This window comes from Marinobacter salinexigens (assembly GCF_008370345.1).
Taxonomy (GTDB): Bacteria; Pseudomonadota; Gammaproteobacteria; order Pseudomonadales; family Oleiphilaceae; genus Marinobacter; species Marinobacter salinexigens.
Window position 1 is genome coordinate 285,441 of record NZ_VTUU01000001.1, and the last position, 25,201, is coordinate 310,641.

Sequence of the window (25,201 nt, forward strand, 5' to 3'; positions counted from 1 at the left end):
TAGTGCTTTGCATAGCGCCTTGCAGAAAAAAAATGCACCTTTCAGGGATCGGCTAGGTAATATTCACCACTTGCATTTTGAGAGACGGAAACCTCTAATAGTTTAGTGGTATAAATAAAGTTGGACGCGTGGAATTCAGACATCTATGACCCCGGATCGCAGTAGTTCAGTCGATAATTACGAAAAGGTACTTGTGGCGCTCCGGCGCGTCATCCGGGCGACGGATCTCCACTCGAAGCGCCTCAGCAAAAATGCCGGGCTGACTGCGCCACAGCTGTTGATCATGCGCAGCATTCGGGATCTCGGCGAGGTGACCATAGGAACCATCGCTGAAAAGGTCAGCCTCAGCCAGGCAACAGTGACGACCATTCTCGATCGCCTGGAGCATCGCAAGCTGGTCTACAGAGTGCGCAGCACCCGGGATAAGCGTAAGGTTCACGCGCATCTGACTGATGAAGGCGCCGAGATCCTTGCACGCGCGCCCAATCCGCTGCAGGAAGATTTCATCAAGAAATTCCAGAGCCTGCAGGAATGGGAGCAGACCATGATTCTGGCGTCCCTGCAGCGTGTGGCGAACATGATGGATGCGGATGATATCGACGCCTCCCCGGTACTGGATGTTGGCCCGGTTCTGCGCGAAGACGGGTGGAAAGAAACGGCGCAATAGGCGCTGGCGTATCGATGAAAGAAGGGCACCGTTGGGTGCCCTTTTTCGTTCAGTGTACCGACGAACCCTTGCGGGGTTTGTTGCCGAAGCACACTTGGAAAACATCGCTGTAGTGCTTTGCAAAGTTGACGGTTAATCCTTCCTTCAGATAGTCCGGGAGTTCCTCATAGTCTCCCCGGTTCGCCTCCGGAAGAATCAGGTTGTTGATCTTTTGTCGTCGTGCGGCGATCACCTTTTCTCGGATGCCTCCCACAGGCAGTACCTGGCCGGTCAGGGTCAGTTCGCCGGTCATGGCGATATTCTGCTGTGGCGCTTCCTTGCGGGCGATGGAGAGCAGTGCTGTAGCCATCGTGACGCCCGCACTGGGGCCGTCTTTCGGTGTCGCTCCTTCGGGCACATGGAGGTGTACGAAGGATTTATCGAAGAAGGCCGGATCAGCCTTGAAGCGCTTGAGGTTCGAGGACACGTAGCTGTAGGCGATTTCAGCAGATTCCCGCATGACGTCGCCAAGCTGACCGGTGAGCTTGAAGCCGCGCTGGCTGCTGTGAATCCTTGAGGCTTCGATACTCAGGGTTGCGCCTCCCATGGCTGTCCACGCCAGGCCGGTAACCACGCCGGTACCTTTCAGGGATTTTTCCTTACGGAACACGGGTTGACCAAGATACGCAGGCAGGTCTGCGACGCCAACCTTGATCGGAGTATCCGGATTGTCCAATAACTTCACGATGCCTTTGCGGATCACTTTGTGCAGCAGTTTTTCCAGGTTCCGCACGCCGGCTTCCCGGGCATAGCCGTCGATCACCTGTTTCAGCGCTGCATCGGTGATGTTCAGTTGCTTCTTCAATAACCCAGCGCGCTTTAGTAGGCGAGGAAGCAGGTGGTGTTTGGCGATTGCCAGCTTTTCTTCCGCTATGTAGCCAGATAAACGGATCACATCCATGCGGTCAAGCAGTGGTCTGGGGATGGTGTCCAGCTGATTGGCGGTGCAGACAAACAGAACCTTGGACAAATCCATACGTACATCCAGATAGTGGTCGAGGAATTCGCGGTTCTGTTCGGGGTCCAGCGTCTCCAGCAGAGCGGATGCCGGGTCCCCCTGGTAGGACGCGCCAATTTTGTCGATCTCATCAAGCATAATGACCGGGTTGGATACCTTGCTGTCTTTCAGTGCCTGAACAAACTTGCCCGGCATGGCGCCAATGTAGGTGCGCCGATGACCTTTAATCTCGGCTTCATCCCTCATACCGCCTACGCTGAACCGATAGAACTCGCGACCAAGAGCGTCCGCGACGGAGCGTCCGATGGACGTTTTACCCACGCCGGGCGGGCCGACCAGCAGCAGGATCGAACCGCTAACCTCGCCCTTGTAGCTTCCTTCAGCCAGGAATTCAATAATCCGGGACTTAACGTCGTCCAGGCCGTCGTGGTCCCGGTCCAGGATGCGGCGAGCCTCAGGCAGGTCGAAGTGATCCTCTGAGTGGATGCCCCAAGGCACCTGAGTCAGCCAGTCCAGGTAGTTTCTGGTAACCCCGTACTCGGGCGACCCCTGCTCGAGCACCTGAAGTTTCTGGACTTCGTCCGCAAAGCGCTCGGTCACCTGCTCCGGTGGGTTCAGTTCAGCCATCCGGGCCTCAAAGCGCTCGATATCAGCGGTCTTGTCATCCTTCGCCATGCCCAGCTCTCGCTGAATGACCTTCAGTTGCTCCTTCAGGAAAAATTCACGCTGGTGCTTCTGAACCTTGGCATTCACTTCTTCACTGATTTCCGATTGCAGGCGGGCGACTTCCTGCTCCTTTCTCATCAGAAGAAGTACTTTCTCCATTCGGCGGAGCAGTGGCACGGTGTTGAGTACGTCCTGAAGTTCCGCTCCGGGGGCGCTGGTCATGGATGCGCCGAAATCGGCCAGCGGCGAGCTGTCATCGGGACCAAACCTCGACAGGTACTGTTTGACTTCCTCCCCATACAGCGGGTTCGTTCTTAGAAGTTCTTTGATTGAGCTGATGATGGCCAGGGTATACGCCTTGAGTTCGTCGGCATCTTCTTCCGGTTCTGTCGGGTATTCCACTTCCACCAGATAGGGTGGCTTTCGGCGCAGCCATTGCACGATCCGGAAGCGTTGCAGGCCCTGAGCGATAAACTGGACCTTTCCTTCCTCATTCTGGGCATGGTGCACTCGAACCGCACAGCCCACGGATTCGAGGCTTTCGCTGTCCGGGATACCTTGCTCACCGTCATGCTCTCCGACATAGCAGACACCCAGCACCTTGTGGTCCGTTTCACTAACCCGCTTGAGAGTTTCCTGCCACGGGTCCTGATTGACCATGATAGGCTGGACCTGGGCCGGGAAGAACGGGCGGTTGGTCACGGGAAGAACGTACATGCGCCGGGGCATCATCTGCTGGGGCAGGGCGAGGCTTTTGGAATGTTCGTCCTTGCCGATGTATTCGGTTACGTCTTCTTCGAATTCCTCAAACGTATCCTTCTGGCTTTCGTCATTCATGCCGGGAGCGTCCCATACCGAGAGTTGTGATAAGGTCCGGAAACCGTTCCGGAGTCGTGTGATATAGGCTATGTAACGTCACATCCGGTTTTTTCAAGGCAGTGGTGGGATTCGGCAGATGGTTGATTTTGTTTGATCTGCCCCCATTCATTGGCTCAGATTCGTAATCATTGATCGTTTCCGATCCATGCCCAAATTCGCAGGTGTAACAGATGAGCAGCTCCCCGTACATTTTTGAAGCCACCATGGAAAACTTCCAGCAGCAGGTGATGGATGCGTCTGCCAGCACTCCGATTCTGGTGGATGTGTGGGCGGACTGGTGTGCCCCCTGCAAGCAGTTGATGCCATTGCTTGAGAAGCTGGCCGATGAATACCAGGGCGGCTTTTTGCTGGCGAAGGTTAACGCGGATGAGCAGCAGCAACTGACAGCGAGTTTGGGTGTACGTAGCCTGCCGACGGTTATCCTGGTGAAGGATGGCCAGGCTGTGGATGGCTTTAATGGCGCCCTGCCGGAAAGTGAAATCCGTAAGGTGCTCGACAAGCATGTTGAAGCGCCGGAGGAAGACCCGTACGAAAAAGCGCATCGGCTCTGGGAAGCCGGCGATACCGAGGGCGCGTTGGCCGTTCTGTCAGAAATGAACCAGAAAGACCCGGAAAACCTGAAAGTGCTGATCGATCTTGCTCAGCTCAAGGCTGAAATGGGCGACCTGGAAACCGCTGAGCAGGTGCTGAACAGCCTGCCGCCGGAAGAGAAGTTACAGCACCAGGCAAAGCAGCTCGCTGCCCGGGTGAAATTTCTCAAGCAGTCCGCCGAGCTGACACCGCAGGCTGAGCTGGAGGAAACCCTGGCGCAGGATCCGAATAACCCGGATGCTCTGCATCAGCTGGCCCTTCACTTTGTGCTTCAGGAAAATAATGCGGATGCCATGGAACTATTGATTCGCCTGATGCGGGCTGACAGCAAGTATAAGGATGAAGTGGCAAAAACCACGTTGCTGGAACTGTTTGACAAGCTCGGGAACAATAATCCCGATGTCCGGCCCTATCGGCGCAAGCTGTATACGTTGATGCACTGATCGGCAGATGCGTTTGATCATAAAAAAAACCGGGCAAATGCCCGGTTTTTTTTATGAGTGAAAGGGAGGTTAACCGTTCCCTTTCTGCATCTCCGCGTACTCGTCCTCAAAGAAGAATTTTTCCTCTCCGAAAGCGGGCTCCAGATCATGCAGCCAGGTGGCTGTTTTGCTGTACTTGGCGAAGAACGGGCGCTGTACCCAGTCCGGGTTGCGGCCTTGCAGGAAACGCAGAACAAAGACCTTCTCGCCGTGGATCTCTGTGATGCCCTGAATTTCGACCTTGCCGGGTCCTGCGCTCATTGACGGGCCGCGGGCGGTTCGTGCCAGGCCGGAGACCTGCTTCATGGCTTCGCGGTAGATCTGGTAGGCTTCAGCCAGCGGCACTTCAAAGTAGTTCTTCGCGCCGGTGTCCCGTTCTACAAACATGTAGTAGGGGATGATGCCCAGCTTCACTTCCTTCTTCCACAGCTTCGCCCAGGCGTCTGCATCGTCGTTGACGTGTTTGATCAGCGGGCCCTGCGCGCGGATTTCGGCGCCGGTGGCGCGGATACGGCGAATGGCTTCTTCGGCGATGTCGGTGGTGATTTCCTGCCAGTGGTTGTAGTGCGCCATGATCGCCACGTGCTTGCCTGCGTCGACCAATTTGGCAAACAGTTCGATCAGCTCATCGGCATCCTTGTCGGTCACAAAGCGGTATGGCCAGAAGGTGAGGGCTTTAGTGCCGATGCGAATGGTCTGAATGTGATCGAACTCCGGCTCCAGTAAAGGTTCCAGGTACTGAACCAGGTTCTTGGTTTTCATCACCATCGGATCGCCGCCAGTTACCAGCAGGTCCGTGACTTCGGTGTGGTTGCGCAGGTAGCCGTGAAGCTTCTCGGCGTCGGTGCTGGCCATTTTCAGGTCTTTATCGCCGACAAACTGCGCCCAGCGGAAGCAGAACGTGCAGTAGGAGTGGCAGGTCTGACCCTGGGACGGGAAGAACAGCACGGTTTCGCGATACTTGTGCTGAATGCCGTCCAGCACTTCGCCGTCCAGTTCCGGCATGTTCATTTCCATCTGGCCCGCGGGGTGGGGGTTCAGTTCATCCCGGATGGTTTTGGCAACCTCCTGGATTTCTTTCTTGTCGGCACCTTCCCTGTGCAGCGCTGCCATACGCTCGAAATGTTCATCCTTCAGCATCCCTTTTTGAGGGAAGACAAGTTGGTAGATCGGATCGTTCGGTACATTGTCCCAGTTGATGAGCTCGTTGATGACGTACTCATTGACCCGAAACGGAAGAACGCTGGCGACGACCTTCATTTCAAACAGGGTCTCTTCCGGGAGGTTCTGAATGATCTCGATCTTGTCGAGCTGGCGGTCGGTATAGACCTTGAAGCGGCGTTCCTCGAATTCGGTGGTCGGAATCCGGTTCGGGAAGCTGACGATGGAGTTCATAGATCGCCCTCGGTTATCAGAAGCCAAAAGTCGGGAGAGCGGGATCGCCGCTGCTCCGCTGGTTAAAAAACGGGCAGGCGAGTATACATAAATTGGCGTTTATTTTCAGGTCTAATTAAAAATGCGGGATTTCAGGAAGGCGTTTTCGCGCATCGTGCCTTTAATGGCGCCAAATTTGGTCGAATTTCGCTGATAAGAGCTCTAAATCGAGGCCGGAAAGCGTTTAGCGTGTAAAGGAAAGTGCGGTAGGTAGGAAAACTACGACCTTGGTCTGAAAAAGCTTGTTGAAAGCATCGAAAAACGTCATTCTTGCGTAACTAATCGAAAAGACTCTGTGCTTCAGGTAGTTTTTCGGGGCTTTGATTGAATTTTTTGTAGGTTCTGTAGTAAAAATACTACGGAAAATGTGCTGGATGATTCAGTAGCAATTGCCAGCCTGTTTCCCGCTTCCTTTATAAGGGCAGCCAAAAGCTGCTGTTTCTGATGGTAAGCAGGCAATGTGCGAATGCTGATCTATGCTTGGTGGAGGTTCTGTGCACTGTGTGACCGTGCGATCAGCCAGGCTGACATACCGATAACAACACGCTGCAATCTCGCAGCTTATCGACACCGCAACGTGACTGGCTGCTGATCGTGGCCCGCGATGCAATTTTTGATGCCAAGGGGAGGGTTTGATGTACCAGGACGATGATCCCATTGAAACCAGTGAATGGCTTGACGCGCTGGAATCTCTGATCGAGAACGAAGGCGTTGAGCGAGCCAAATACATTCTGGAGCGGCTTTCCGAACGAGCCAGCCGTGATGGCACCGAGTTGCCATATTCCATTACTACTCCATTCCGGAATACCATTCCTGTTACCAACGAAGCGCGCATGCCGGGCGACCTGTTCATGGAACGCCGCATTCGCTCGCTGATCCGTTGGAACGCGATGGCAATGGTTGTTCGTGCTAACAAGCGTCCGGGTGATCTGGGTGGCCATATTTCCACTTTCTCCTCTGCGGCCACTCTGTACGATGTGGGCTTCAACTACTTCTTCCATGGTGGCGATGACCAGCGTGAATCCGATCTGGTGTATTTCCAGGGGCACGCAGCGCCGGGTATTTACGCCCGTTCCTTCCTGGAAGGCCGATTTAACGAAAAGCAGCTGGACAAGTACCGGGAAGAGGTTGATGGCGAAGGTCTGTCTTCCTACCCGCACCCCTGGCTGATGCCGGATTACTGGCAGTTCCCGACAGTGTCTATGGGTCTTGGTCCGATTCAGGCCATTTACCAAGCTCACGTGATGAAGTATCTGCACAGCCGTGAGCTGATCGAAATGGACAACCGCAAAGTGTGGTGTTTCGTCGGTGATGGTGAGTGTGACGAACCTGAAACCCTCGGTTCCATTTCCAAGGCAGGCCGCGAGAACCTGGATAACCTGATTTTCGTGGTCAACTGTAACCTTCAGCGCCTGGATGGCCCTGTTCGTGGTAACGGTAAAATTGTTCAGGAACTGGAAGGTGTCTTCCGTGGCGCCGGATGGAACGTGATCAAGGTTGTCTGGGGACGCATGTGGGATCCGCTGTTCGAGAAAGACGAAGACGGCATCATGCAGCGCACCATGGACGAGATCTGTGACGGCGAATTGCAGAACCTGACTTTCAAAGGGCCGGCATACACCCGCAAGGAATTCTTTGGCAAGTATCCGGAGCTGGCCAAGCTGGCGGAAAATCTGTCCGATGATGACGTCAGTAAACTGAACCGCGGTGGTCACGATCCGTACAAGGTTTACGCGGCGTACCATAAGGCTGTGAATCAGGCCAACGGCAAGCCGACGGTCATCCTGGCCCATACCATCAAAGGCTATGGTTTCGGTGCAGCCGGTGAAGCCCAGAACACGGCGCACTCACTGAAGAAACTCGACATCGATACCCTGAAGTCGTTCCGGGACCGTTTCGGGGTGCCGTTGAAAGACGAAGAGCTGGAAGAGGTTCCTTACTACCGGCCAGCTCCGGACAGCCCTGAACTGGTGTATATGAAGAAGCGCCGCCAGGATCTGGGTGGTTTCTATCCGAAACGTAACAAGGATTGCCAGCCTCTGCAGATTCCGGAACTGGACATCTTCAAGCAGGTTCTGGATGGCTCGGATGGTCGTGAAATCTCCACGACTATGGCGTTCGTGCGTATCCTCAGTGCGCTGGTGAAAGACAAGCGTATTGGCAAGCGAGTTGTTCCGATTGTTCCGGACGAAGCCCGTACCTTTGGTATGGAAGGCATGTTCCGTCAGCTCGGTATCTACACATCCGAAGGTCAGAAGTATGTGCCTCAGGATCGTGAGCAGATCATGTACTACCGTGAGGACAAGAAGGGCCAGATCCTGCAGGAAGGTATTAACGAAGATGGCGCCATGGCGACCTGGATGGCGGCTGCTACTTCGTACAGCACGAACAAGTTCCCGCTGATCCCGTTCTACGTGTTCTACTCCATGTTCGGTTTCCAGCGTGTGGGCGACCTGGCCTGGGCCTCCGGCGATATGCAGGCGCGTGGTTTCCTGGTAGGTGGTACTGCTGGCCGTACAACGCTGAATGGGGAAGGTCTGCAGCACCAGGATGGTCATAGCCATATTCTGGCCAACACCATCCCGAACTGTAAGGCGTATGACCCTGCGTTTGGCTACGAAATGGCGGTGGTGATTCGTCATGGTATGAAGGAAATGTTCGAAGAGAACAAGAGCGTTTTCTATTACCTGACCATTGAGAACGAAAACTACGCACAGCCTGCGATGCCGAAAGACTGCGAAGACGGCATCATCAAAGGTATGTACAAGTTCTCTTCTGTTGAAACCAAAGGGCGTAAGAAGTCCCCGCGGGTTCAGTTGCTGGGCTCCGGCGCCATCATGAATGAAGTCCTGGCAGCGGCTGATCTGCTGAAAGAGGACTGGGGTGTTGCATCGGATGTCTGGAGTGTCACCAGCTTCAACGAATTGGCCCGCGATGGTCAGCACGTAGAGCGCTGGAACCACCTGCATCCGGATGACAATCCGAAGAAGGCCTATGTGACCCAGGTGCTGGAAAACCAGCAGGGCCCGGTGGTGTCGTCTACGGATTACATCAAGCTGCACTCCGAGCAGCTCAGAGCGTTCATTCCCAAGACATTCATGACATTGGGTACTGATGGTTTCGGGCGTAGTGACACCCGCGAGAGGCTGCGTAGCTTCTTCGAAGTAGATCGTTACTACGTTGCCGTAACGGCTCTGGCTGCCCTGGCGAAGGACGGCGAGATCAAGCAGGACCAGGTTCTTGAGGCCATGCGCAAGTATGGAATCGATCGCAACAAAACGAACCCGGTGCAGAGCTAAGGAGATCGCCATGAGTGAACAGGAAATAAAGGTTCCCGATCTCGGCGGCGCAGATGAGGTCGAGGTCATCGAAATCATCGTGGGTGAGGGCGAGTCGGTCGCGGAAGAAGATCCGATCCTGACAGTCGAATCCGACAAGGCGTCTGTTGAACTGCCCGCTCCCAGTGCTGGCAAGATCACCAGAATTACCGTGAAAGTCGGTGACAAGGTACGTGAAGGCGACGTGGTCGGCATGATTGAAACCGACGGGGACTCTGGTGCTGCCGAGGCTCCCGCCGCTGAGGAAAAGGCGGAAGCGCCTGCCGAAGCCGTTGATGAAGCACCTGAGCCGGCCCCCAAAAAGGCCGGTGGTACTCGCAGGGAAATCATCAAGGTTCCGTCACTGGACGGTTTCGACAATGTGCCGGTCATCGAAATCAACGTCTCAGAGGGCGACACCATCGATGCGGAGTCGGCTCTTGTAACCGTTGAGTCTGACAAAGCAACGATGGAAGTACCTACTCCCTTTGCCGGAAAGATCGAAAAGATCCTGGTGAAGGAAGGCGACAAGCTTTCTGAAGGCGACGACCTGGTTGAAATGACCATTGAGGAAGAAGGCGGTGAGGAATCACCGGCTCCGGAATCAACCCCGGCAGCTCCATCGGCCAAGTCTGAAGAGGCGCCGAAGCCAGCTGCTGCACCGCAGCCTCAGGGCGGTACTTATGAAGTGCCTGCTCCGGGCGCCAAGGTGCACGCTGGTCCGGCTGTGCGAAAGCTGGCACGGGAGCTGGGTGCTGATCTGGCACGGGTCAAGGGCAGCGGGCCCAAGGGCCGTATCATCAAAGATGATGTTCATGCCTATGTGAAGAGTCAGCTGCAGCAGGTTCAGCAGGGTGGCAGCGTGGGTACCGGTTCCGGTATTCCAGGCGTCAAACTGCCGGACTTCAGCCAGTTTGGTGACATCGAGAAGGAGTCCATGTCTCGCATGATGGCGGTTACGGCCACCAACATGCAGCGCAGTTGGCTGAACGTGCCTCACGTTACTCAGTTTGAGGATGCGGACATCACGGATATGGAAGCGTTCCGCAAGGCCCAGAAGGTGGCAGGCGAGAAGCGAGGCGTGAAGATGACGCCACTGCCATTCCTGCTCAAGGCTTGTGCGACTGCGCTTGCGGAACTGCCTCAGTTCAATGTCTCCATTGATATGGAGAAGAAAGAGGTGATTCGCAAGAAGTACATCCATATCGGTATCGCTGTGGATACACCGCACGGGCTGATGGTTCCTGTGATCCGGGATGTGGACAAGAAGGGGCTTTGGGAACTGGCGGCGGAAAGTGCAGAGCTCGCTCAGAAGGCCCGGGACAAGCAACTGAAGCCGGCTGAGATGCAGGGCGCGTGTTTCACCATTACCAGCCTCGGTGGTATTGGCGGTACGGCGTTTACTCCGATCGTCAACACGCCGGAGGTTGCGATTCTTGGTGTGTCCAAAGCGGCGATGAAGCCGGTTTGGGATGGCAAGGAGTTCCAGCCTCGTCTGATGTTGCCACTGTCTCTGTCCTACGATCACCGTGCGGTGAACGGAGCAGATGCGGCCCGGTTTACGTCGGCGCTTGCCCAGAGTCTCGGGGACATTCGTACCCTGTTGCTTTGATCTGCAGTATCGTTACTCCCGGCCCGAGGGTCTGGGAGTAACGAGAGGCGGGGKTCAGCTTTCAGAACACGCTACGAGCACATCCCTGTGCGCTTGTTTCGGGCCGTCCCTGGCCCTCAACAGTTCTGAAAGCTGAMCCCCGCCTCTCTTTTCCAGTATCCAGTTAGCTGTTCCTGCCACCTTTCATACCTCGAAGCGCGTCTCCAAAGCCAATGATCATGTTCTGTCGGCTATCCAATATGGTTGCTGAGAAACGACAGAACAATCAATGAGGCTACCTATGACCCCCGCTCAGACGCTCTCCCAGCCACTGAAACTTCCTAACGGCTCTGAACTCCCCAATCGCTTTGCCAAGTCCGCGATGAGCGAGACGCTTGGCACCATTGATAATCGTGTCACAGAGGAGCTGGTGACGCTCTACCGTACCTGGGCCAACGGCGGCACGGGTCTCTCGATAACGGGCAATGTGATGATTGATCGCCGCCACATTGGTGAGCCCCAGAATGTGGTCTTGGAAGATGAGCGTGATATGGAATTGCTCAGGGCCTGGGCGACCTCGGGGAAGGTGGCTGGTGGTCAGATCTGGATGCAGTTGAATCATCCGGGAAAGCAAAGCCCGAAGATGTTGAACAGGGATCCGGTTTCTCCCAGTGCAGTGCCGTTCCGGAAGGAGTTGCGGGGGATGTTTGCGACGCCCCGTGCGCTCTCAGGGCCGGAGATTGAAGGTATTGTTGCCCGGTTTGCGCGCAGTGCTGCACTGGCGGAGCAGGCCGGGTTTGATGGGGTTCAGATTCATGGGGCGCATGGGTATCTGGTGAGTCAGTTTTTATCGCCACATCATAACCAGCGCGCCGATGACTGGGGCGGTACACCGGAAAAGCGGATGCGGTTTGTGTTGGAGGTTTACCGGGCCATTCGTGGTGCCACCAGTGGGGGCTTTAATGTGGGTATCAAGCTCAACTCCGCGGATTTTCAGCGTGGTGGCTTTACTGAGGAAGAGTCGCTGGCGGTTATTGAAGCTCTGGCGGATGAGGGAGTTGATCTGGTTGAGATTTCCGGGGGCAACTATGAAAGCCCAGCGATGGCTAAAGGCGATGGCCGTGTGAAGGAAAGCACGCGGACACGGGAAGCGTATTTTCTGGAGTTCGCGGAAAAAGTCCGGGCCCGGGTGTCGGTACCGTTGATGGTGACCGGTGGCTTTCGGAGTGGGCAGGGGATGGCTGAGGCCATTGAATCCGGCGCTACGGATCTGGTCGGCCTGGCTCGCCCGCTGGCGGTGGAACCGGATTTTCCGAATCGGATTATGGCTGGAGAGTTGTTTACCAGTGCGGTTCGTCCGATTCGTACCGGCATCCGGTTGATCGATAATATGGCCTTGATGGAAGTGAGTTGGTATACCCGACAGCTAGGCCGGATAGGGCGGGGTAAAGTTCCCCGGAAACATGATCGCGGGCTGTTGTCGCTGATGGAGGTATTGGGGGTGATGACGAGCCGAAGTGTCAGGACTCGCCTGCGTGCCGGGGAGTAAGTTGCAACACCGGCACGCAGCGGGATCCAGTGGTCAGTTGGCGAAGAACATCCAGTCGAAGTAGTTGTGCAGATCTTCCATCATGGCGGTTTCAGATGGCTGGGTCAGTTCAAAAAGCAGGTTCTGGCTTTTGGCTTTTTTCATGATTCACCTCGTTTAGTCACAAGTTCGAACCGGCGGAGAGGTCCGTCAGGTTCCACGCACTATGCCTTTAAGGTTCTGCATCAGACGTGCCAAAAATCGTCAGGATTCTATCTTGTTGAAAGTGCAGGGAGTTGGGGGGATGCCCCGCTGAGGCCTGTCTACGGGGTGATTCAGCGTGGTGCCTGGTGCACCGGGATTGCTCAGGGAAGACGAAAAACCCCGGCGGATGCCGGGGTTTTCCCTGAGTTAACGCTTTTACTTCTAAGGAAGATTAGAAGTTGTACTGCGCCGCGAACAGGAGGCGGCTTGCATCGCCGTCGTCACCGTTCTGGGTTTCACGCTGGCCGTACTGTGCTTCCACGCCCATCATCACGTTCTTGACGGGGGTCCACTTGTAGTTGGCCATCAGAGCGGAGATGGATTCTGTGTCCCCACCGGTCAGGGCTCCATCAGTTACTGCGTCGTCGATATCGACCATAACGGTACCGTAGCCGATGTTGATGCTGCGTCCGCCACCGAGGTTGATGCCGGTACCGATGCTTCCGCCGTAGCCAGAGATGGTTTCAATGCTGCCGGTTCCGTCAACGTAAGCACTGGCTGTGCTGGAGCGATACAGGTAGCTGTTGGCGCCGTCAGAGTAGCTCAGGGTGCCCTGAACAGTGATCATGTCGGTGATGGCCATTTTACCTGCAACGAAGGTTGCAAAGCCGAACTCGCTTTCGTCATCGGTGCCTGTGTCGTAGCCCAGCATCTGAGCCAAAACCGCAGCCGAGTAAGAGAAACCGCCTGCAGAATCTTCAATACGGGCAGTCAGCGCGGGCATGCCGTCTTTAGCGGCGGCGCCAGCGTTGGTAATGGAGTTCTGAGGATCTTCAGCTGAGATGGACAGAGGTCCGGCTGTATACCGAATCTGGGCGGTACGGCTCTGGTATCCGGCAAGGCCGGGCAGGGAGTCGAAGTCCAGGGTAGAGGTGTTGCCTACAAAGCTTGTGAAGTTGGACCATGTCTGGCCTGCCAGAACACTCTTGTAGGAACCGTAAGCATGACGCAAACGTAAGGTGCCGCCACCGCCTCCACGGAAGTCACCTTCGATGTTAACCATCACACCTTCAGGGCTGGTGGCTTTTACGCCGATCCGGCTCTGGAACGCATCGGCACCGAAGTAACCGGTTGCTTCGTTGTCTTCAGCAGCGCCCACATTGATGGCGTTGTAATTGAAGGAACGAGTTGAGGAAGAAACGTTTTCGTCGATGTCGTAGCTGGCGTTAAAGCGGGCATAGCCGTATACCGCCATGTCGTAATCGCCAGCCGTGAAGTTCACAGCGCCAGCCTGGCTGGCTGCACCAAGCATAGCCGCCGCTGCCGTCGCTCGAATTGCCATTCTCAATTTATTGTTGCTTTGCATCGTTGTTGTCTCCACACGTTTATTGTTGTTGGACCCACAAACAAAGTAGTTACGAAAGTGTGACAATTCAAATAAATTCGTTCGTTAATTAGACGAATGTCTATAGCCGGTTTTCTTTTTTATACAGGCATCTGCGGTTGTCTTTCTCTGTTGAACGTGAACCGGGCCCTCCTAAAGTACAACCTGATGTTTCCATGGGTATCTGCGGGCTTTTTTATCGGAGGTAGTCTGAAATTCGGACGATAAGTAGGCTTGTGTTTTCTTATCCCGTGAGTGGCGTATTATGATGAGGTGATCAGGTATTTTTATTGGTTTAGCCGCTTTCCCGAGAGATATTTATGAACAGAGAACCCGTCAGTCGCGAACTCTTCGATGAAGTCATGGTCCCCAACTACGCCCCCGGTGCGATTATTCCGGTACGCGGCGAAGGTTCACGAATCTGGGATCAGGAGGGGCGAGAGTTTGTGGATCTGCAGGGCGGGATTGCTGTTAACTGCCTGGGTCATTCACATCCTGGCCTGATCGGAGCATTACAGGAACAGTCTGAGAAGATCTGGCACATATCGAATGTCATGACCAATGAGCCGGCTCTGCGCCTGGCAAAGACCCTTTGTGATCTCACTTTTGCCGAGCGCGTGTTTTTTGCCAACTCCGGCGGTGAAGCCAATGAAGCAGCCTTCAAGCTGGCGCGCCGGTATTGCTGGGAACATTTTGGTCCGGAAAAAAATGAGATTATCTCGTTCCGGAACTCCTTCCATGGCCGAACCCTCTTCACTGTCAGCGTAGGTGGTCAGCCCAAGTATCTGGAAGGGTTTGAGCCGGCTCCGGGAGGTATTCACCATGCTGACTTCAATGATCTTGAGTCCGTGAAAAAACTGGTGTCCAGGGACAAAACCTGTGCCATCGTAGTCGAGCCTATTCAGGGTGAAGGTGGCGTGATGCCGGCAGATCCTGAATTCCTTCAAGGTCTGCGGGATCTGTGTGACGAAAACGATGCGTTACTGGTTTTCGATGAGGTACAGACTGGGGTTGGAAGGACCGGCCACCTTTATGCGTATCAGATGTACGGTGTGGTGCCGGATATTCTCTCCAGCGCCAAGGGGCTCGGTGGCGGGTTCCCGGTTGCCGCCATGCTGACGAGAGAGAAGGTGGCTGCGAGCCTGGGCGTAGGTACGCATGGCAGTACCTATGGCGGTAACGCTCTGGCCTGCGCGGTGGCGCAGAAAGTTATTGATACGGTCAGCCAGCCTGACATTCTTAAAGGCGTTCGCGCCCGTTCCGAACGGTTGCGCAAAGGTATGATGGATATCGGCGAGCGCCACGATGTGTTCAGCGAGATTCGTGGAGAAGGCCTGCTGCTTGGCTGTGTGCTGAGCGATCAATGGAAAGGCAGGGCCAAGGATTTTCTGAGTGCTGGTCTCGAAGAAGGTGTTATGGTTCTGGTTGCCGGAGCCGACGTGGTTCGTCTGGCGCCGTCCCTCATCATCCCGGAAGCCGACATCGATGATGCACTTTCGCGGTTTGAAGCGGCGGTGAAAAAGCTGACAGCGTAAGGAGACTCTATGTGGCTGGTACGTCCGGCCAGACCGGATGATCTGGACCAGATTCTTGACATAGCGGGTGCCCAGTGTGCCCGCCTGTCTTCTACCTTGCCCCGACAGTCCGAGGCGTTGGCCCGGAAAATCGAGCACTCGCTGGCGTCCTTCCGCGGCGATACCTTGGATGGTGAACCGCCCCGGTTTCTTTTCGTTCTGGAAAACACAGATACCGGTGGTGTCGACGGCACTGCAGCCATTGATGCCCGCGCTGGCAATGGCCAACCCTTCTATAACTATCGCCGTGACGCCCTCATCCATGCTTCCCATGAACTGGGTGTATCGCGACGGGTTGAGGTCCTGTATCCGTCCCACGGTCTGACCGATCACACCCTGCTGTGTTCGTTTTCCATCCGTAATGAACTCCGTGACACAAACGCATTCGAGCTGCTTTCCCGCTCGCGGCTGCTGTTCATAGCGGAGCACCGGGAGTGGTTCAGCAGCCGGGTAGTGGTGGAGATTCAGGGGGTTCAGACGGAAACAGGGAATGTTCCATTCTGGGACAGCCTTGGCCGCCACTTTTTCAACATGGATTTTGAAACGGCGGACCAGTATTCCGGCATGCTCAGCAAGACCTTCATCGCCGAACTGATGCCGCCAAACCCGGTTTACGTGACCTTGTTGTCCCTGGCGGCCCAGAAGGCGTTGGGACAGGCGCACCAACTGACTCTGCCGAACCTGGAATTGCTCAAACGTGAGGGATTTCAGGCCGGGAGCTATCTGGATATCTTCGATGCGGGTCCGGTTCTGGAGGCCCGTACCGATACGTTGCACACGGTGGTCACCAGTCGCCGGAAAACCCTGCACGCGTCTCATGAAGACAGTGGCGATGTCTGTCTGATTTCTGCCGGAGACGGGGAAGGGTTCCGGTGCACACTGACCCCGGTTGCCGAATCCCTGGACGATCAGCTCAAAGTGCCGGTAAAAACCTGGCAGATCCTGGGCAAAACCGCCGGTGATCCGGTTAGGATTGCCCCCTTATGAGCTGCAAGAATATCGTTGGGAGTAACACAGGAAGCAACAGGGAGGAAGCTGAATGCTGGTAATCCGCCCGTTGGAAAGCCGGGATCTCGATGACCTGTACGCCATGGCGCAGAACGCCGGTAAAGGGCTTACCACCCTGCCTGCGGATCGTGACCTGCTGGAACGCAAGATCCATCTGGCTCGGGATACGTTCAACCAGCGCTGTGCTCCGGAAGCAGGTCTGTATTTGTTTGCGCTGGAAGATATTACTACCCGAAAAGCTGTGGGAATCAGCGGTATCCAGGCCCGGGTCGGGCTGGATGAGGTGTTCTACAATTACCGGTTGAGTGTCACCGTCAATGCCTCGAAGGAGCTTGGGGTGCATGTGCGTACACCGACACTGCATCTGTCCAATGACATGACTGATACCAGCGAAATCTGTTCGCTGCTGTTGTCCGATGACTACAAGGGCGGCGGTAATGGGTTACTGCTGTCCCGGTGTCGCTTTATGTATCTGGATGAGTTTCGAAAACACTTTTCAGACAAGGTGTTTGCCGAGATGAGAGGCGTCTCGGACAGCAACGGTCAGAGTCCGCTGTGGGACGCGTTAGGCAGCAAATTCTTTGATATGGAGTTCAGTCAGGCGGATGTGCTCTCTGGTCTGGGAAACAAGGCGTTTATTGCCGAGCTGATGCCGAAGTATCCCATTTACCTTCCCATGTTGCCCGAGTCCGCCAGGGCTGTCGTGGGGAAGGTTCACAATAACACGGCGCCGGCGCTGAAAATGCTTCAGGCAGAAGGGTTCAACTTTAACGGGCTGGTAGATATCTTTGACGGAGGCCCGGTGGTAGAGGCTTTTATCCACAATATCCGAACCGTGCGTGAATCGGTGAATCGGCACGCGATGGTTACCCGGAAACCCATTGATCTTGAGGTCCCGGTGTCGGAGCGGGCCATGGTATCGAACCGATCATTTCAGGATTTCCGGGTGGCGACCATTCCCATGAACTGTGTTGACCCGGATACGGTCAAACTCCCACCAGAGGTGGCTGAAGCTCTCAGAATCGAGTCCGGGGACCCGGTTCGGTTGGCTCCCTTGAAAGATTCGGGACCGTGGGCCGGCCATCACTACAGAGAACGGAATATTCAGTACCGGGAGGTGCGTTGACATGACAAACCTGACAGGCGAACTGTTTATCGACGGATTGTGGATCGAAGGCCATGGCCAGCCCTTTGAGTCGGTACAACCGGTTACAGGTGAAACGGTCTGGGATGGGGTGAGTGCCAGCCTGGAGGACGTGGATGCGGCTGTCCGGGAGGCCCGCAAGGCTTTTATTGCCTGGCGTCGGAGGAGTTTCGCAGAGCGCCTCGCAGTCGTGGAAGCTTTTCGCGAGCAACTCGAAAGCAACAAGGAGGAACTGGCCCGTCAGATCGGGGTGGAAACGGGCAAGCCTTTGTGGGAATCCCGCACTGAAGTGGCGGCCATGATCGGCAAAATTGCCATCTCGGTGAGCGCCTACCATGAGCGCACCGGTCACACTGAATCAGATGTTGCCGGTGGTCACGCGGTACTGCGTCATCGACCTCATGGTGTGGTTGCGGTGTTCGGGCCGTACAACTTCCCGGGGCATTTGCCCAATGGCCATATCGTACCCGCATTACTGGCGGGGAATACCGTTGTGTTCAAACCCAGTGAATTGACCCCCGGCGTTGCGGAACTGACGGTCAAATTCTGGGAAAAGGCCGGTATTCCTGACGGGGTGATCAATCTGGTGCAGGGCGGATCAGACGCCGGAATCTCTCTGGCTGGCCACTCCATGGTGGACGGTCTGTTCTTTACCGGCAGTTCAACGGTAGGTCATCTGCTGCACAAGCAATTCGGCGGTCAGCCTGAAAAAATCCTCGCTCTGGAAATGGGGGGGAACAATCCTCTGATTGTGCAGGATGTGGCTGATGTCGATGGCGCGGTTCATCACGCGTTGCAGTCTGCGTTTCTATCGGCCGGCCAGCGATGCACCTGCGCGCGCCGGTTGCTGGTTCCGAAAGGAAGGAAGGGCGATGAGTTCCTTGAGCGGTTGGTGAGCGTTGCCGCCCGGATCAGGGTTGGCGAATATGATGCCGATCCGCAGCCCTTTATGGGGTCTGTGATCTCTGCTGAGGCGGCCGACAAATTGCTGGAAGCTCAGGCAAGCATGCTGGACAAGGGGGCGGCGTCATTGCTCGAGATGAAACGGCTCAGAGAGGGGAGTGGGCTGCTTTCGCCGGGTATTATCGATGCGACGGGTATCGATCTGACGGATGAAGAATTCTTCGGCCCGCTACTGACGGTGTACAGATACAAGAGTTTCGACGAGGCCCTGGAATTGGCCAACGATACCCGCTATGGCCTGTCCGCCGGTATTCTGAGCGATGACCGTAAACTCTACGATCGACTGGTTGAAGACGTGCGGGCCGGTATCGTGAACTGGAACCGCCCCCTGACCGGTGCCAGCAGTGCAGCTCCGTTTGGTGGGGTGGGTGCCAGCGGGAACCACCGTCCGAGCGCCTACTACGCTGCGGACTACTGTGCCTGGCCCATGGCTTCGCTGGAAGCCGGGAAAAGCGTACTGCCGGAGTCTTTGGCTTCGGGGCTGGATTTCAGTGAGTAATGACAGGACCAATAGCAATGAAGCATGCGGTAGAGGCTAATTTTGATGGTCTGGTCGGGCCTACCCACAACTACGCGGGTTTATCCTGGGGTAACGTAGCATCAAGGTCCAATGTGGATGCTGTATCCAATCCGAGAGAAGCCGCGCTGCAAGGGTTGGCGAAAATGAAACGGCTGGCGGACCGGGGGTATGTGCAGGGCGTTCTGCCGCCCCATGAACGCCCCCACGTGCAGACCCTTCGGGCTCTGGGGTTTGAAGGAACGGATGCCGCGGTACTGGAAAATGTGCTGAAAACCAGCCCGTCACTGCTGGCAACGGTATCGTCCGCTTCGGCCATGTGGACGGCCAACGCGGCGACGGTTTCCCCCAGCGCGGATACCGCAGACCACCGAGTGCATTTCACGCCGGCTAACCTGAGTGCCAAGTTTCACCGTTCTATCGAGCACCGGGTAACGGGCCGATCGCTGAAAGCGATTTTCAGTGACGAGGGTTACTTTGCCCATCACCCGGCGTTGCCATCGGTCGCGCAGTTCGGTGATGAGGGAGCAGCCAATCACACGCGCTTGTGTAACGGCTATGGCGATCCCGGGGTGGAGTTGTTCGTGTACGGGCAGGAGGCCTTCAATGAACAGGCGCCAGCACCTGGGAAATACCCCGCACGTCAGACTCTTGAAGCTTCTCAGGCCATTGCTCGTCTGCATGGATTGAGCGACCGTCACCGGGTATTTGCCCAGCAGAATCCTCCGGCCATTGATGCCGGTGTTTTTCATAACGATGTTATTGCCGTGGGTAACGGTAACACTCTGTTTTACCACGATATGGCGTTTCTGGATGAGGCGCGGGTGTTGTCGGATATCCGCTCTCGTCTGACGGGGGCTGAACTGGAGGCCGTGCGTGTGTCCAGCGAAGAGGTTCCGATTGAAGACGCTGTGGCGTCTTACCTGTTCAATAGCCAGCTCCTGAATACGCCGGATGGCATGTTGCTGGCGGTGCCGGGGGAATGCCGGGAAGTGGCGTCGGTCCGTCGCTATCTGGATGAGTTGGTGCGTTCAGGCGGGCCGATTACTTCGGTGGAAGTGTTTGATGTCAAACAGTCCATGCGCAATGGTGGTGGTCCTGCATGTCTGCGCCTTCGAGTGGTGCTGAATGACGACGAACTGGCCGCGATGCACCGGGGTGTGCTGTTAACGGATGAGCTGTATGAGCGTTTGACCATCTGGGTGGAGGCTCACTACCGGGACCAGCTATCGCAGGCAGATCTTGCTGATCCCATGTTGCTCGACGAAGTTCGCAAAGCGCTGGACGAACTCACAGGTATTCTGGGTTTAGGCTCGATTTACGATTTCCAGCTTTAGGAAGCAATAGAGGCAGTGAGCATATCCATGGTATGCCGAATCAGGGCATCCGCCGGAAAGTCACCGCTTTCTGACCCCGCTGCCGGTCCGGTTTCGGACTGGCAGAGCAGTATCACGCCATGCAGAGCGCCCCGCAGATAAAGAGCTGTCTGTTCCGGATTGCTGATCCGTTCCCGGCTCATGGTGCCATCTTCCAGTCCAAGGCGGATAGCGCTGAGCATCAGGCCCATCAACTCTGATTTCGAACACAGCATTTCTTCAGCCTGGCCTTCATCGGCTTCGACCATGGCGGTCGGGGCGTGAGTCAGGGCCGAGAAGTATTCCGGTTCTTCCTGATAGAAACGATAGTAAGCCCGGCCCATGGCGATGATCTGGGCCAGTCCTGTCTGGGCTGTTAGTTTTGCAGCTTCGAATCTGGCGGCCAGGCTTTTTCCCGCCCTGAGCATAATGCTCCGCTTGATGGCTGCTTTGTCCTTGAAATAGACATAGAGCAGTGCCCGGCTAAGGCTTGCGGTTCGGGCAATGTCATCCATTGACGTCCTTTCATAGCCCTTTTCCGCGAATACCAGCTCGGCTGCATCCAGTATGGCATCGTAGCGCGCCTGCTTTTCCCTTTCCCGGCGCGTTTTCAGCGGTTCACTCATAGATGGTTCCGGTTATCTGTTACTGCTGTCGCATCATACCTGAATCTGCATAAAACCTGATCATTGACAAAATGTCAAAGAATGACATTATGTCGGAAATGGCATCCGGTATTCCTGAGGAAGTGGTAACCGGTCACCAACACAACACGGATGAAAGGATGAATCATGAAACCTCTCCTCAGATCCCCCCTAACGATCTTTGTGGCGCTTGCTGTCACCGTGCTGGCTGGATGTCGGGCTGGCGATGTTGCCTCTGAAACCCAGCCGGAGCGAGTCTCGGTCCGGGTGGCCGAAGTCACTGGCGGTGAGACTCACGACATTCCTTTGCACTTTTCGGGAATTGTCCGTGCGACCCGGCGGGCAACACTGACATTCCAGGTGAGCGGCACACTGAAAGAACGGTCTGTTGAGCTTGGGCAGGAAGTACAGGCGGGTGAAGTTCTGGCCCGGGTTTACAATCCCGCACTGGCACCTGCGCGAGATTCTGCCAGGGCACGGCTTGATGAACTGATCACTCAATATGATCAGGCCAGGAGAGAATGGGAGCGTTCCAGTCGCCTGCATGAGCGGGGTGTGGTTTCCGAACAGGGGCTGGAGCAGATTGCAGCTCGCCGTGATGGCCTCAAGGCCAGCGTAGCAACGGCAGAGGCGGCGCTGGCGGAAGCCTCTCGTATGCTGCAGGAAAGCGAGCTCAGGGCTCCATTCTCGGGGCGGGTTGAGGCGCTGCTTATGGAAGCCGATGAGTTTGTGGCAGCCGGACAGCCAGTGATCCGTTTGTCATCACCGGAAGGGCGGGAGGTCGAAGTGCGTGTGCCTGCTTATTTGCTTGATCATGTGTCACTCAACCAGGAGCTTCCAGTCTGGTCCGTTCAGGATCGGACTCAGCCGGTACAGGCCGGTGCAGTTGTTGAAATTGCCCAGGCTGGTGCGATCAGGGGCGAACTGCACCCGGTTCTGGTCAGCTTGCCGGCGGGCACGCTTGAAGCGGGTGAGCCGGTTGAAGTTGGCATTACGCCCGTACAGATCGAGTCAACGACCGTGCCGCTGCTTTCCGTAATTCGCAGTGCAGAAGGCACCAGGGTCTATCGGGTCGAAGGCGGAGTCGCACGCCGTGTGCCGGTGAATGTTGATCGGGTGATCGGAGAGCGGGTTGTTGTGCGATCGGAGGCTTTGTCCCCGGGCGATCAGGTCGTCTATGCGGGCATGACTCGCCTGACCGATGGTGATGCCGTGGAGGTGCGCTGATGGTTGCTCGCCTGCTTCACTGTCAACGCCTGTTGGGAATGGTGGTAACCATGCTTTGTCTGCTGGGGGTGGCAGCATACAGTACCATGCCGAGACAGGAGGACCCTTCGTTCCCCTACCGGGCCGGCATGATTACCGTTCAGTACCCTGGAGCCAGCGCCGACGATGTGGAGCGGCTGGTGCTGCAGCCCCTCGCAGATGAGCTGCGCCAGGTGGAGGAGCTGGATTTCAGTCAGGGTACGGCCCGGACCGGGGTGGCTTTGATGCGATTGCGTCTGGACGACGACATCTACGATACCGATCCGGCCTGGGACCGGGTCCGGCAGGCGATGGATCGTGCCAGGTTGGATTTCCCGGACGGTGTCAGTCAGATGGCGCTGGATGACCGGTTGATCGATATCCCTGCCATCGTAATGGCGGTGTCGGGCTCCCCATCAGTGACCGAACTGAGTCAGGTCGCTGAGAGGTTGAAAGACAACCTGTCGGATATCCCCGGCGTCTCCCGTATCGAGCTGGACGGGGATGCCGATGAACAGGTCACCCTGGCGCTGGACGACGCGGCCCTTTTCCGGCTGGGTATTTCGCCGGCCCGGGTTATGGACACTTTGGCACGCCGGAACCAGACCATCCCCGGAGGGTTCGTGGTCAGTGATGGTCGTCGGCTATCGGTGTTACCGAACAGTGAGTTCACCAGCATTGATGCCATTCGCGCAACGCCGATCGAGCTGCCGGACGGTTCCCAGGTTCCGCTCGCTGCGGCTGCCGATGTCTGGCGTGGACCAGCAGAGCCAAGGCAGCCTGAAACCTGGTATGACGGCGAGCGGGTGGTGCTGGTGTCCATCATCATGGAAGAAGGCAGTACGGATGCCATTCGCTTTGGCCAGCGAATTCGCGAACGGATCGAGATGATTCGCGATGACTTCCAGCCGTACGAGATTCGGGAAATGTTTTTTCAGCCGGACAAAGTCCAGGATCGCCTCGATAACCTTGCCTGGAGCCTCGTGCTTTCTGTGCTGATCATCGTGGCGGTGGTGTTTACTGGTATGGGGATCCGTATGGGGCTTCTGGTTGCCTCTATCCTGCCAATGGTGGCGCTGATCAGCATCGGCCTCTATGATCTTGGCGGTGGAGTATTGCACCAGATCGCCGTCATCGGCATGGTGATTTCCCTCGGCATCCTGATTGATAACGCGATCGTCATTGTCGAGAACATCCAGGGGCATCTGGATGCAGGGATGCGACGCCTGGATGCCCTGCGCCAGGCTGTCGGTGAGCTTGCCGGGCCCCTGGGAGCATCGACAGGAACAACCTTGGCCGCCTTTGCGCCACTGCTGTTGTCCAAGGGCGGAGCGGCAGATTTTACCCGGGGTGTGCCGGTCATGATCATGCTGACGCTTTCCGTGAGCTATCTTCTGGCCATTTCTGCGGTTCCATTGCTCGCCGCGAAATTCCTCAAGCCCCGGCACGATGCTGGCAGCGACCGGTTGCTCGGTCTGGCCCAGTACCTGGGGCACCTGGTATCCCGATACCCGGGGCGCCTGATTGCAGCCGGTACCTTGCTCGTCGTCATCAGCGTGGGCATGACCCCGTTTATGGCTCAGCAGTTTTTCCCCAATGCAGACCGTCCGCGGGTGGTGGTGGAGCTGTATATGCCCGAGGGCACAGATCAGAGCCGGACCTCCGAAGCTGCGGCGGATCTGGAAGCCATGATCCGCACCCAGTCGAATGCTCTGGAAGTGCACAGGTTCGTGGGGTACACCGGCCCGAGCTTTTACTACAACCTGCAGCGTGCTCCCCAGTCGCCCAATCGGGCCCGGCTTGTTATCCGAACGCCGACCCTGGAGGACACGACAGACATGATCCGTTGGGTACGGGCTCATGTGAAAGACGAGATGCCGGAGCTCGATGTGACCGTTGGAATCCTTGGGCAAGGGCCGCCGAGAGCGGCCCCGGTGGAAGTTCGGGTGTACCATGCTAACGACGAAACCCGTGCCGACGCGGTCGAACAGATTTTCGCCATACTGCGAGGAACGGCGGGTACCGTGGATGTCCGTCATGACCTGGATATCGGTGTGCCGAGCATTTCGATCAACGTGGACGATGCCACTGCGGCGCGCTATGGGCTGACCAGGGCAGATGTTGCCCAAAGTCTTTATGGCCAGAGTTTTGGTGTGGTCGCTGAGAAATACAGGCAGGAAGACGACCCCATACCGCTGGTTTTACGTTCACGGGAAGGTACGTCACTATCACTGTCGAGGTTGTTGTCGGTCAATATCTACAACGATCGAGGGGATGCCATTCCATTGTCTGCCGTTGCGAGTGTTGATACCGATTGGGAACCCGCAGCGCGATATCTGAGAGATGGTGTGCGGGTGAATACCATCACGGCCAACCTGCTGACCGGTTACAGTTTCAGTCAGGCGCTGGATGGCCTGTATGCGGGCCTGGAGGGAGCGCCGTTACCTCCCGGAACCCGTATGGAGCTCGGGGGCGATGCCGAGGGCTCCGGAGATGCTAACGGGGCCTTGCTGACAGCAGCTCCGATCGGCATTTTGCTGTTGCTGTTCTTCCTGTTGCTTCAGTTCAACTCATTCCGACGGGTGGGTATCATTCTGCTCACGGTGCCTCTGGCCACCGTTGGGATCTTCCCGGGCCTGGTGTTGTCGGATTCGCCCTTCGGCTTTCAATCGCTGCTGGGCGTCATTGCGCTGGTAGGCATTGTGGTCAATAACGCCATTGTCTTGCTGGACGTCATGGACAGGGAGCTGGCCGCTGGGGAAGATATCCGGAATGCCGTACGCAGAGCCGTTGAACAGCGTACCCGGCCGATCCTGCTGACTACCGCAACCACCGTCGCGGGCCTGCTGCCGCTGGCGTTTTCCAGTTCCACCCTGTGGCCGCCTATGGCATGGGCAATCATCTCAGGCCTGTTGGCATCCACGGTGTTGACCCTCCTGGTTATCCCGGCCGTATGCACCCAGTTGATCCGGACGCCCGTTCCGGAGCCGGAAAACGCCCCGGCATAAACA

General features: G+C 56.4%; 16 protein-coding genes. 12 read left to right on the forward strand and 4 right to left on the reverse strand.

Annotated features, from left to right (window positions below; genetic code table 11):
- Positions 1-145 precede the first annotated feature (145 nt).
- Positions 146-667 carry a MarR family winged helix-turn-helix transcriptional regulator gene (locus tag FWJ25_RS01375; protein ID WP_149598450.1) on the forward strand — a complete coding sequence of 174 codons (522 nt, stop codon included), beginning with the start codon at positions 146-148 and terminating at the stop codon, positions 665-667.
- Positions 668-716: 49 nt separating this feature from the next.
- Here FWJ25_RS01375 and lon read toward each other — a convergent pair whose 3' ends face one another.
- Positions 717-3,167, reverse strand: a complete 2,451-nt coding sequence (lon, locus tag FWJ25_RS01380) for an endopeptidase La (protein WP_149598451.1) — start codon at positions 3,165-3,167, stop codon at positions 717-719.
- Positions 3,168-3,379: 212 nt separating this feature from the next.
- On the opposite strand from lon, the gene trxA reads away from it, so the two are divergent.
- Positions 3,380-4,243 (forward strand): thioredoxin, encoded by an 864-nt coding sequence (gene trxA / locus FWJ25_RS01385; protein WP_149598452.1) that lies wholly within the window; start codon positions 3,380-3,382, stop codon positions 4,241-4,243.
- Between the two features lie 69 nt (positions 4,244-4,312).
- On the opposite strand, the gene FWJ25_RS01390 is transcribed toward trxA, so the two are convergent.
- Positions 4,313-5,677, reverse strand: coding sequence for a KamA family radical SAM protein (locus tag FWJ25_RS01390; RefSeq protein ID WP_149598453.1), 1,365 nt, complete (start codon positions 5,675-5,677; stop codon positions 4,313-4,315).
- A gap of 674 nt (positions 5,678-6,351) precedes the next feature.
- On the opposite strand from FWJ25_RS01390, the gene aceE reads away from it, so the two are divergent.
- The 3 genes from aceE to FWJ25_RS01405 all read left to right on the forward strand — a co-directional run bounded on the left by aceE (position 6,352) and on the right by FWJ25_RS01405 (position 12,173).
- On the forward strand, positions 6,352-9,015 hold the full coding sequence (aceE, locus tag FWJ25_RS01395) for a pyruvate dehydrogenase (acetyl-transferring), homodimeric type (protein ID WP_149598454.1): 2,664 nt from the start codon (positions 6,352-6,354) through the stop codon (positions 9,013-9,015).
- A gap of 10 nt (positions 9,016-9,025) precedes the next feature.
- Complete coding sequence (aceF, locus tag FWJ25_RS01400; protein ID WP_149598455.1) at positions 9,026-10,645, forward strand: dihydrolipoyllysine-residue acetyltransferase; 1,620 nt, start codon at positions 9,026-9,028, stop codon at positions 10,643-10,645.
- Positions 10,646-10,925: 280 nt separating this feature from the next.
- Positions 10,926-12,173: an NADH:flavin oxidoreductase/NADH oxidase family protein gene (locus FWJ25_RS01405; protein WP_149598456.1), complete on the forward strand. Its 1,248-nt coding sequence runs from the start codon at positions 10,926-10,928 to the stop codon at positions 12,171-12,173.
- A gap of 415 nt (positions 12,174-12,588) precedes the next feature.
- Here FWJ25_RS01405 and FWJ25_RS01410 read toward each other — a convergent pair whose 3' ends face one another.
- On the reverse strand, positions 12,589-13,722 hold the full coding sequence (locus FWJ25_RS01410) for a DcaP family trimeric outer membrane transporter (protein WP_149598457.1): 1,134 nt from the start codon (positions 13,720-13,722) through the stop codon (positions 12,589-12,591).
- Positions 13,723-14,060: 338 nt separating this feature from the next.
- On the opposite strand from FWJ25_RS01410, the gene FWJ25_RS01415 reads away from it, so the two are divergent.
- From FWJ25_RS01415 to astB, 5 genes are read left to right on the forward strand one after another with little or no spacing between them, the layout of a single operon-like run.
- Positions 14,061-15,275, forward strand: a complete 1,215-nt coding sequence (locus FWJ25_RS01415) for an aspartate aminotransferase family protein (RefSeq protein ID WP_149598458.1) — start codon at positions 14,061-14,063, stop codon at positions 15,273-15,275.
- A 9-nt stretch (positions 15,276-15,284) separates the two neighbouring features.
- Positions 15,285-16,301 (forward strand): arginine N-succinyltransferase, encoded by a 1,017-nt coding sequence (locus FWJ25_RS01420; RefSeq protein ID WP_149598459.1) that lies wholly within the window; start codon positions 15,285-15,287, stop codon positions 16,299-16,301.
- 52 nt (positions 16,302-16,353) lie between these two features.
- On the forward strand, positions 16,354-17,448 hold the full coding sequence (gene astA / locus FWJ25_RS01425; RefSeq protein ID WP_149598460.1) for an arginine N-succinyltransferase: 1,095 nt from the start codon (positions 16,354-16,356) through the stop codon (positions 17,446-17,448).
- A gap of 1 nt (position 17,449) precedes the next feature.
- Positions 17,450-18,928, forward strand: a complete 1,479-nt coding sequence (astD, locus tag FWJ25_RS01430; protein ID WP_149598461.1) for a succinylglutamate-semialdehyde dehydrogenase — start codon at positions 17,450-17,452, stop codon at positions 18,926-18,928.
- Between the two features lie 17 nt (positions 18,929-18,945).
- Positions 18,946-20,283: an N-succinylarginine dihydrolase gene (astB, locus tag FWJ25_RS01435; RefSeq protein WP_149598462.1), complete on the forward strand. Its 1,338-nt coding sequence runs from the start codon at positions 18,946-18,948 to the stop codon at positions 20,281-20,283.
- Here the strand turns inward: astB and FWJ25_RS01440 are convergent.
- Entirely contained in the window at positions 20,280-20,927 is a 648-nt protein-coding gene (locus FWJ25_RS01440) for a TetR/AcrR family transcriptional regulator (protein WP_149598463.1), read from the reverse strand. The two genes, astB and FWJ25_RS01440, sit on opposite strands and share 4 nt — an antisense overlap.
- Positions 20,928-21,092: 165 nt before the next feature.
- On the opposite strand from FWJ25_RS01440, the gene FWJ25_RS01445 reads away from it, so the two are divergent.
- Positions 21,093-22,172 carry an efflux RND transporter periplasmic adaptor subunit gene (locus FWJ25_RS01445; protein WP_149598464.1) on the forward strand — a complete coding sequence of 360 codons (1,080 nt, stop codon included), beginning with the start codon at positions 21,093-21,095 and terminating at the stop codon, positions 22,170-22,172.
- The gene (locus FWJ25_RS01450) at positions 22,172-25,198 is read left to right on the forward strand and encodes an efflux RND transporter permease subunit (protein ID WP_149598465.1); all 3,027 of its coding nucleotides are present in this window, start codon (positions 22,172-22,174) and stop codon (positions 25,196-25,198) included. Before FWJ25_RS01445 ends, FWJ25_RS01450 begins: the two co-directional genes overlap by 1 nt.
- Positions 25,199-25,201: the final 3 nt, after the last annotated feature.

Coding starts and splice junctions, on each gene's coding strand:
- FWJ25_RS01375 (WP_149598450.1), top strand. CDS start 146: ATGACCCCGGATCGCAGTAGTTCAGTCGATAATTACGAAAAGGTACTT.
- lon (WP_149598451.1), bottom strand. CDS start 3,167: ATGAATGACGAAAGCCAGAAGGATACGTTTGAGGAATTCGAAGAAGAC.
- trxA (WP_149598452.1), top strand. CDS start 3,380: ATGAGCAGCTCCCCGTACATTTTTGAAGCCACCATGGAAAACTTCCAG.
- FWJ25_RS01390 (WP_149598453.1), bottom strand. CDS start 5,677: ATGAACTCCATCGTCAGCTTCCCGAACCGGATTCCGACCACCGAATTC.
- aceE (WP_149598454.1), top strand. CDS start 6,352: ATGTACCAGGACGATGATCCCATTGAAACCAGTGAATGGCTTGACGCG.
- aceF (WP_149598455.1), top strand. CDS start 9,026: ATGAGTGAACAGGAAATAAAGGTTCCCGATCTCGGCGGCGCAGATGAG.
- FWJ25_RS01405 (WP_149598456.1), top strand. CDS start 10,926: ATGACCCCCGCTCAGACGCTCTCCCAGCCACTGAAACTTCCTAACGGC.
- FWJ25_RS01410 (WP_149598457.1), bottom strand. CDS start 13,722: ATGCAAAGCAACAATAAATTGAGAATGGCAATTCGAGCGACGGCAGCG.
- FWJ25_RS01415 (WP_149598458.1), top strand. CDS start 14,061: ATGAACAGAGAACCCGTCAGTCGCGAACTCTTCGATGAAGTCATGGTC.
- FWJ25_RS01420 (WP_149598459.1), top strand. CDS start 15,285: ATGTGGCTGGTACGTCCGGCCAGACCGGATGATCTGGACCAGATTCTT.
- astA (WP_149598460.1), top strand. CDS start 16,354: ATGCTGGTAATCCGCCCGTTGGAAAGCCGGGATCTCGATGACCTGTAC.
- astD (WP_149598461.1), top strand. CDS start 17,450: ATGACAAACCTGACAGGCGAACTGTTTATCGACGGATTGTGGATCGAA.
- astB (WP_149598462.1), top strand. CDS start 18,946: ATGAAGCATGCGGTAGAGGCTAATTTTGATGGTCTGGTCGGGCCTACC.
- FWJ25_RS01440 (WP_149598463.1), bottom strand. CDS start 20,927: ATGAGTGAACCGCTGAAAACGCGCCGGGAAAGGGAAAAGCAGGCGCGC.
- FWJ25_RS01445 (WP_149598464.1), top strand. CDS start 21,093: ATGAAACCTCTCCTCAGATCCCCCCTAACGATCTTTGTGGCGCTTGCT.
- FWJ25_RS01450 (WP_149598465.1), top strand. CDS start 22,172: ATGGTTGCTCGCCTGCTTCACTGTCAACGCCTGTTGGGAATGGTGGTA.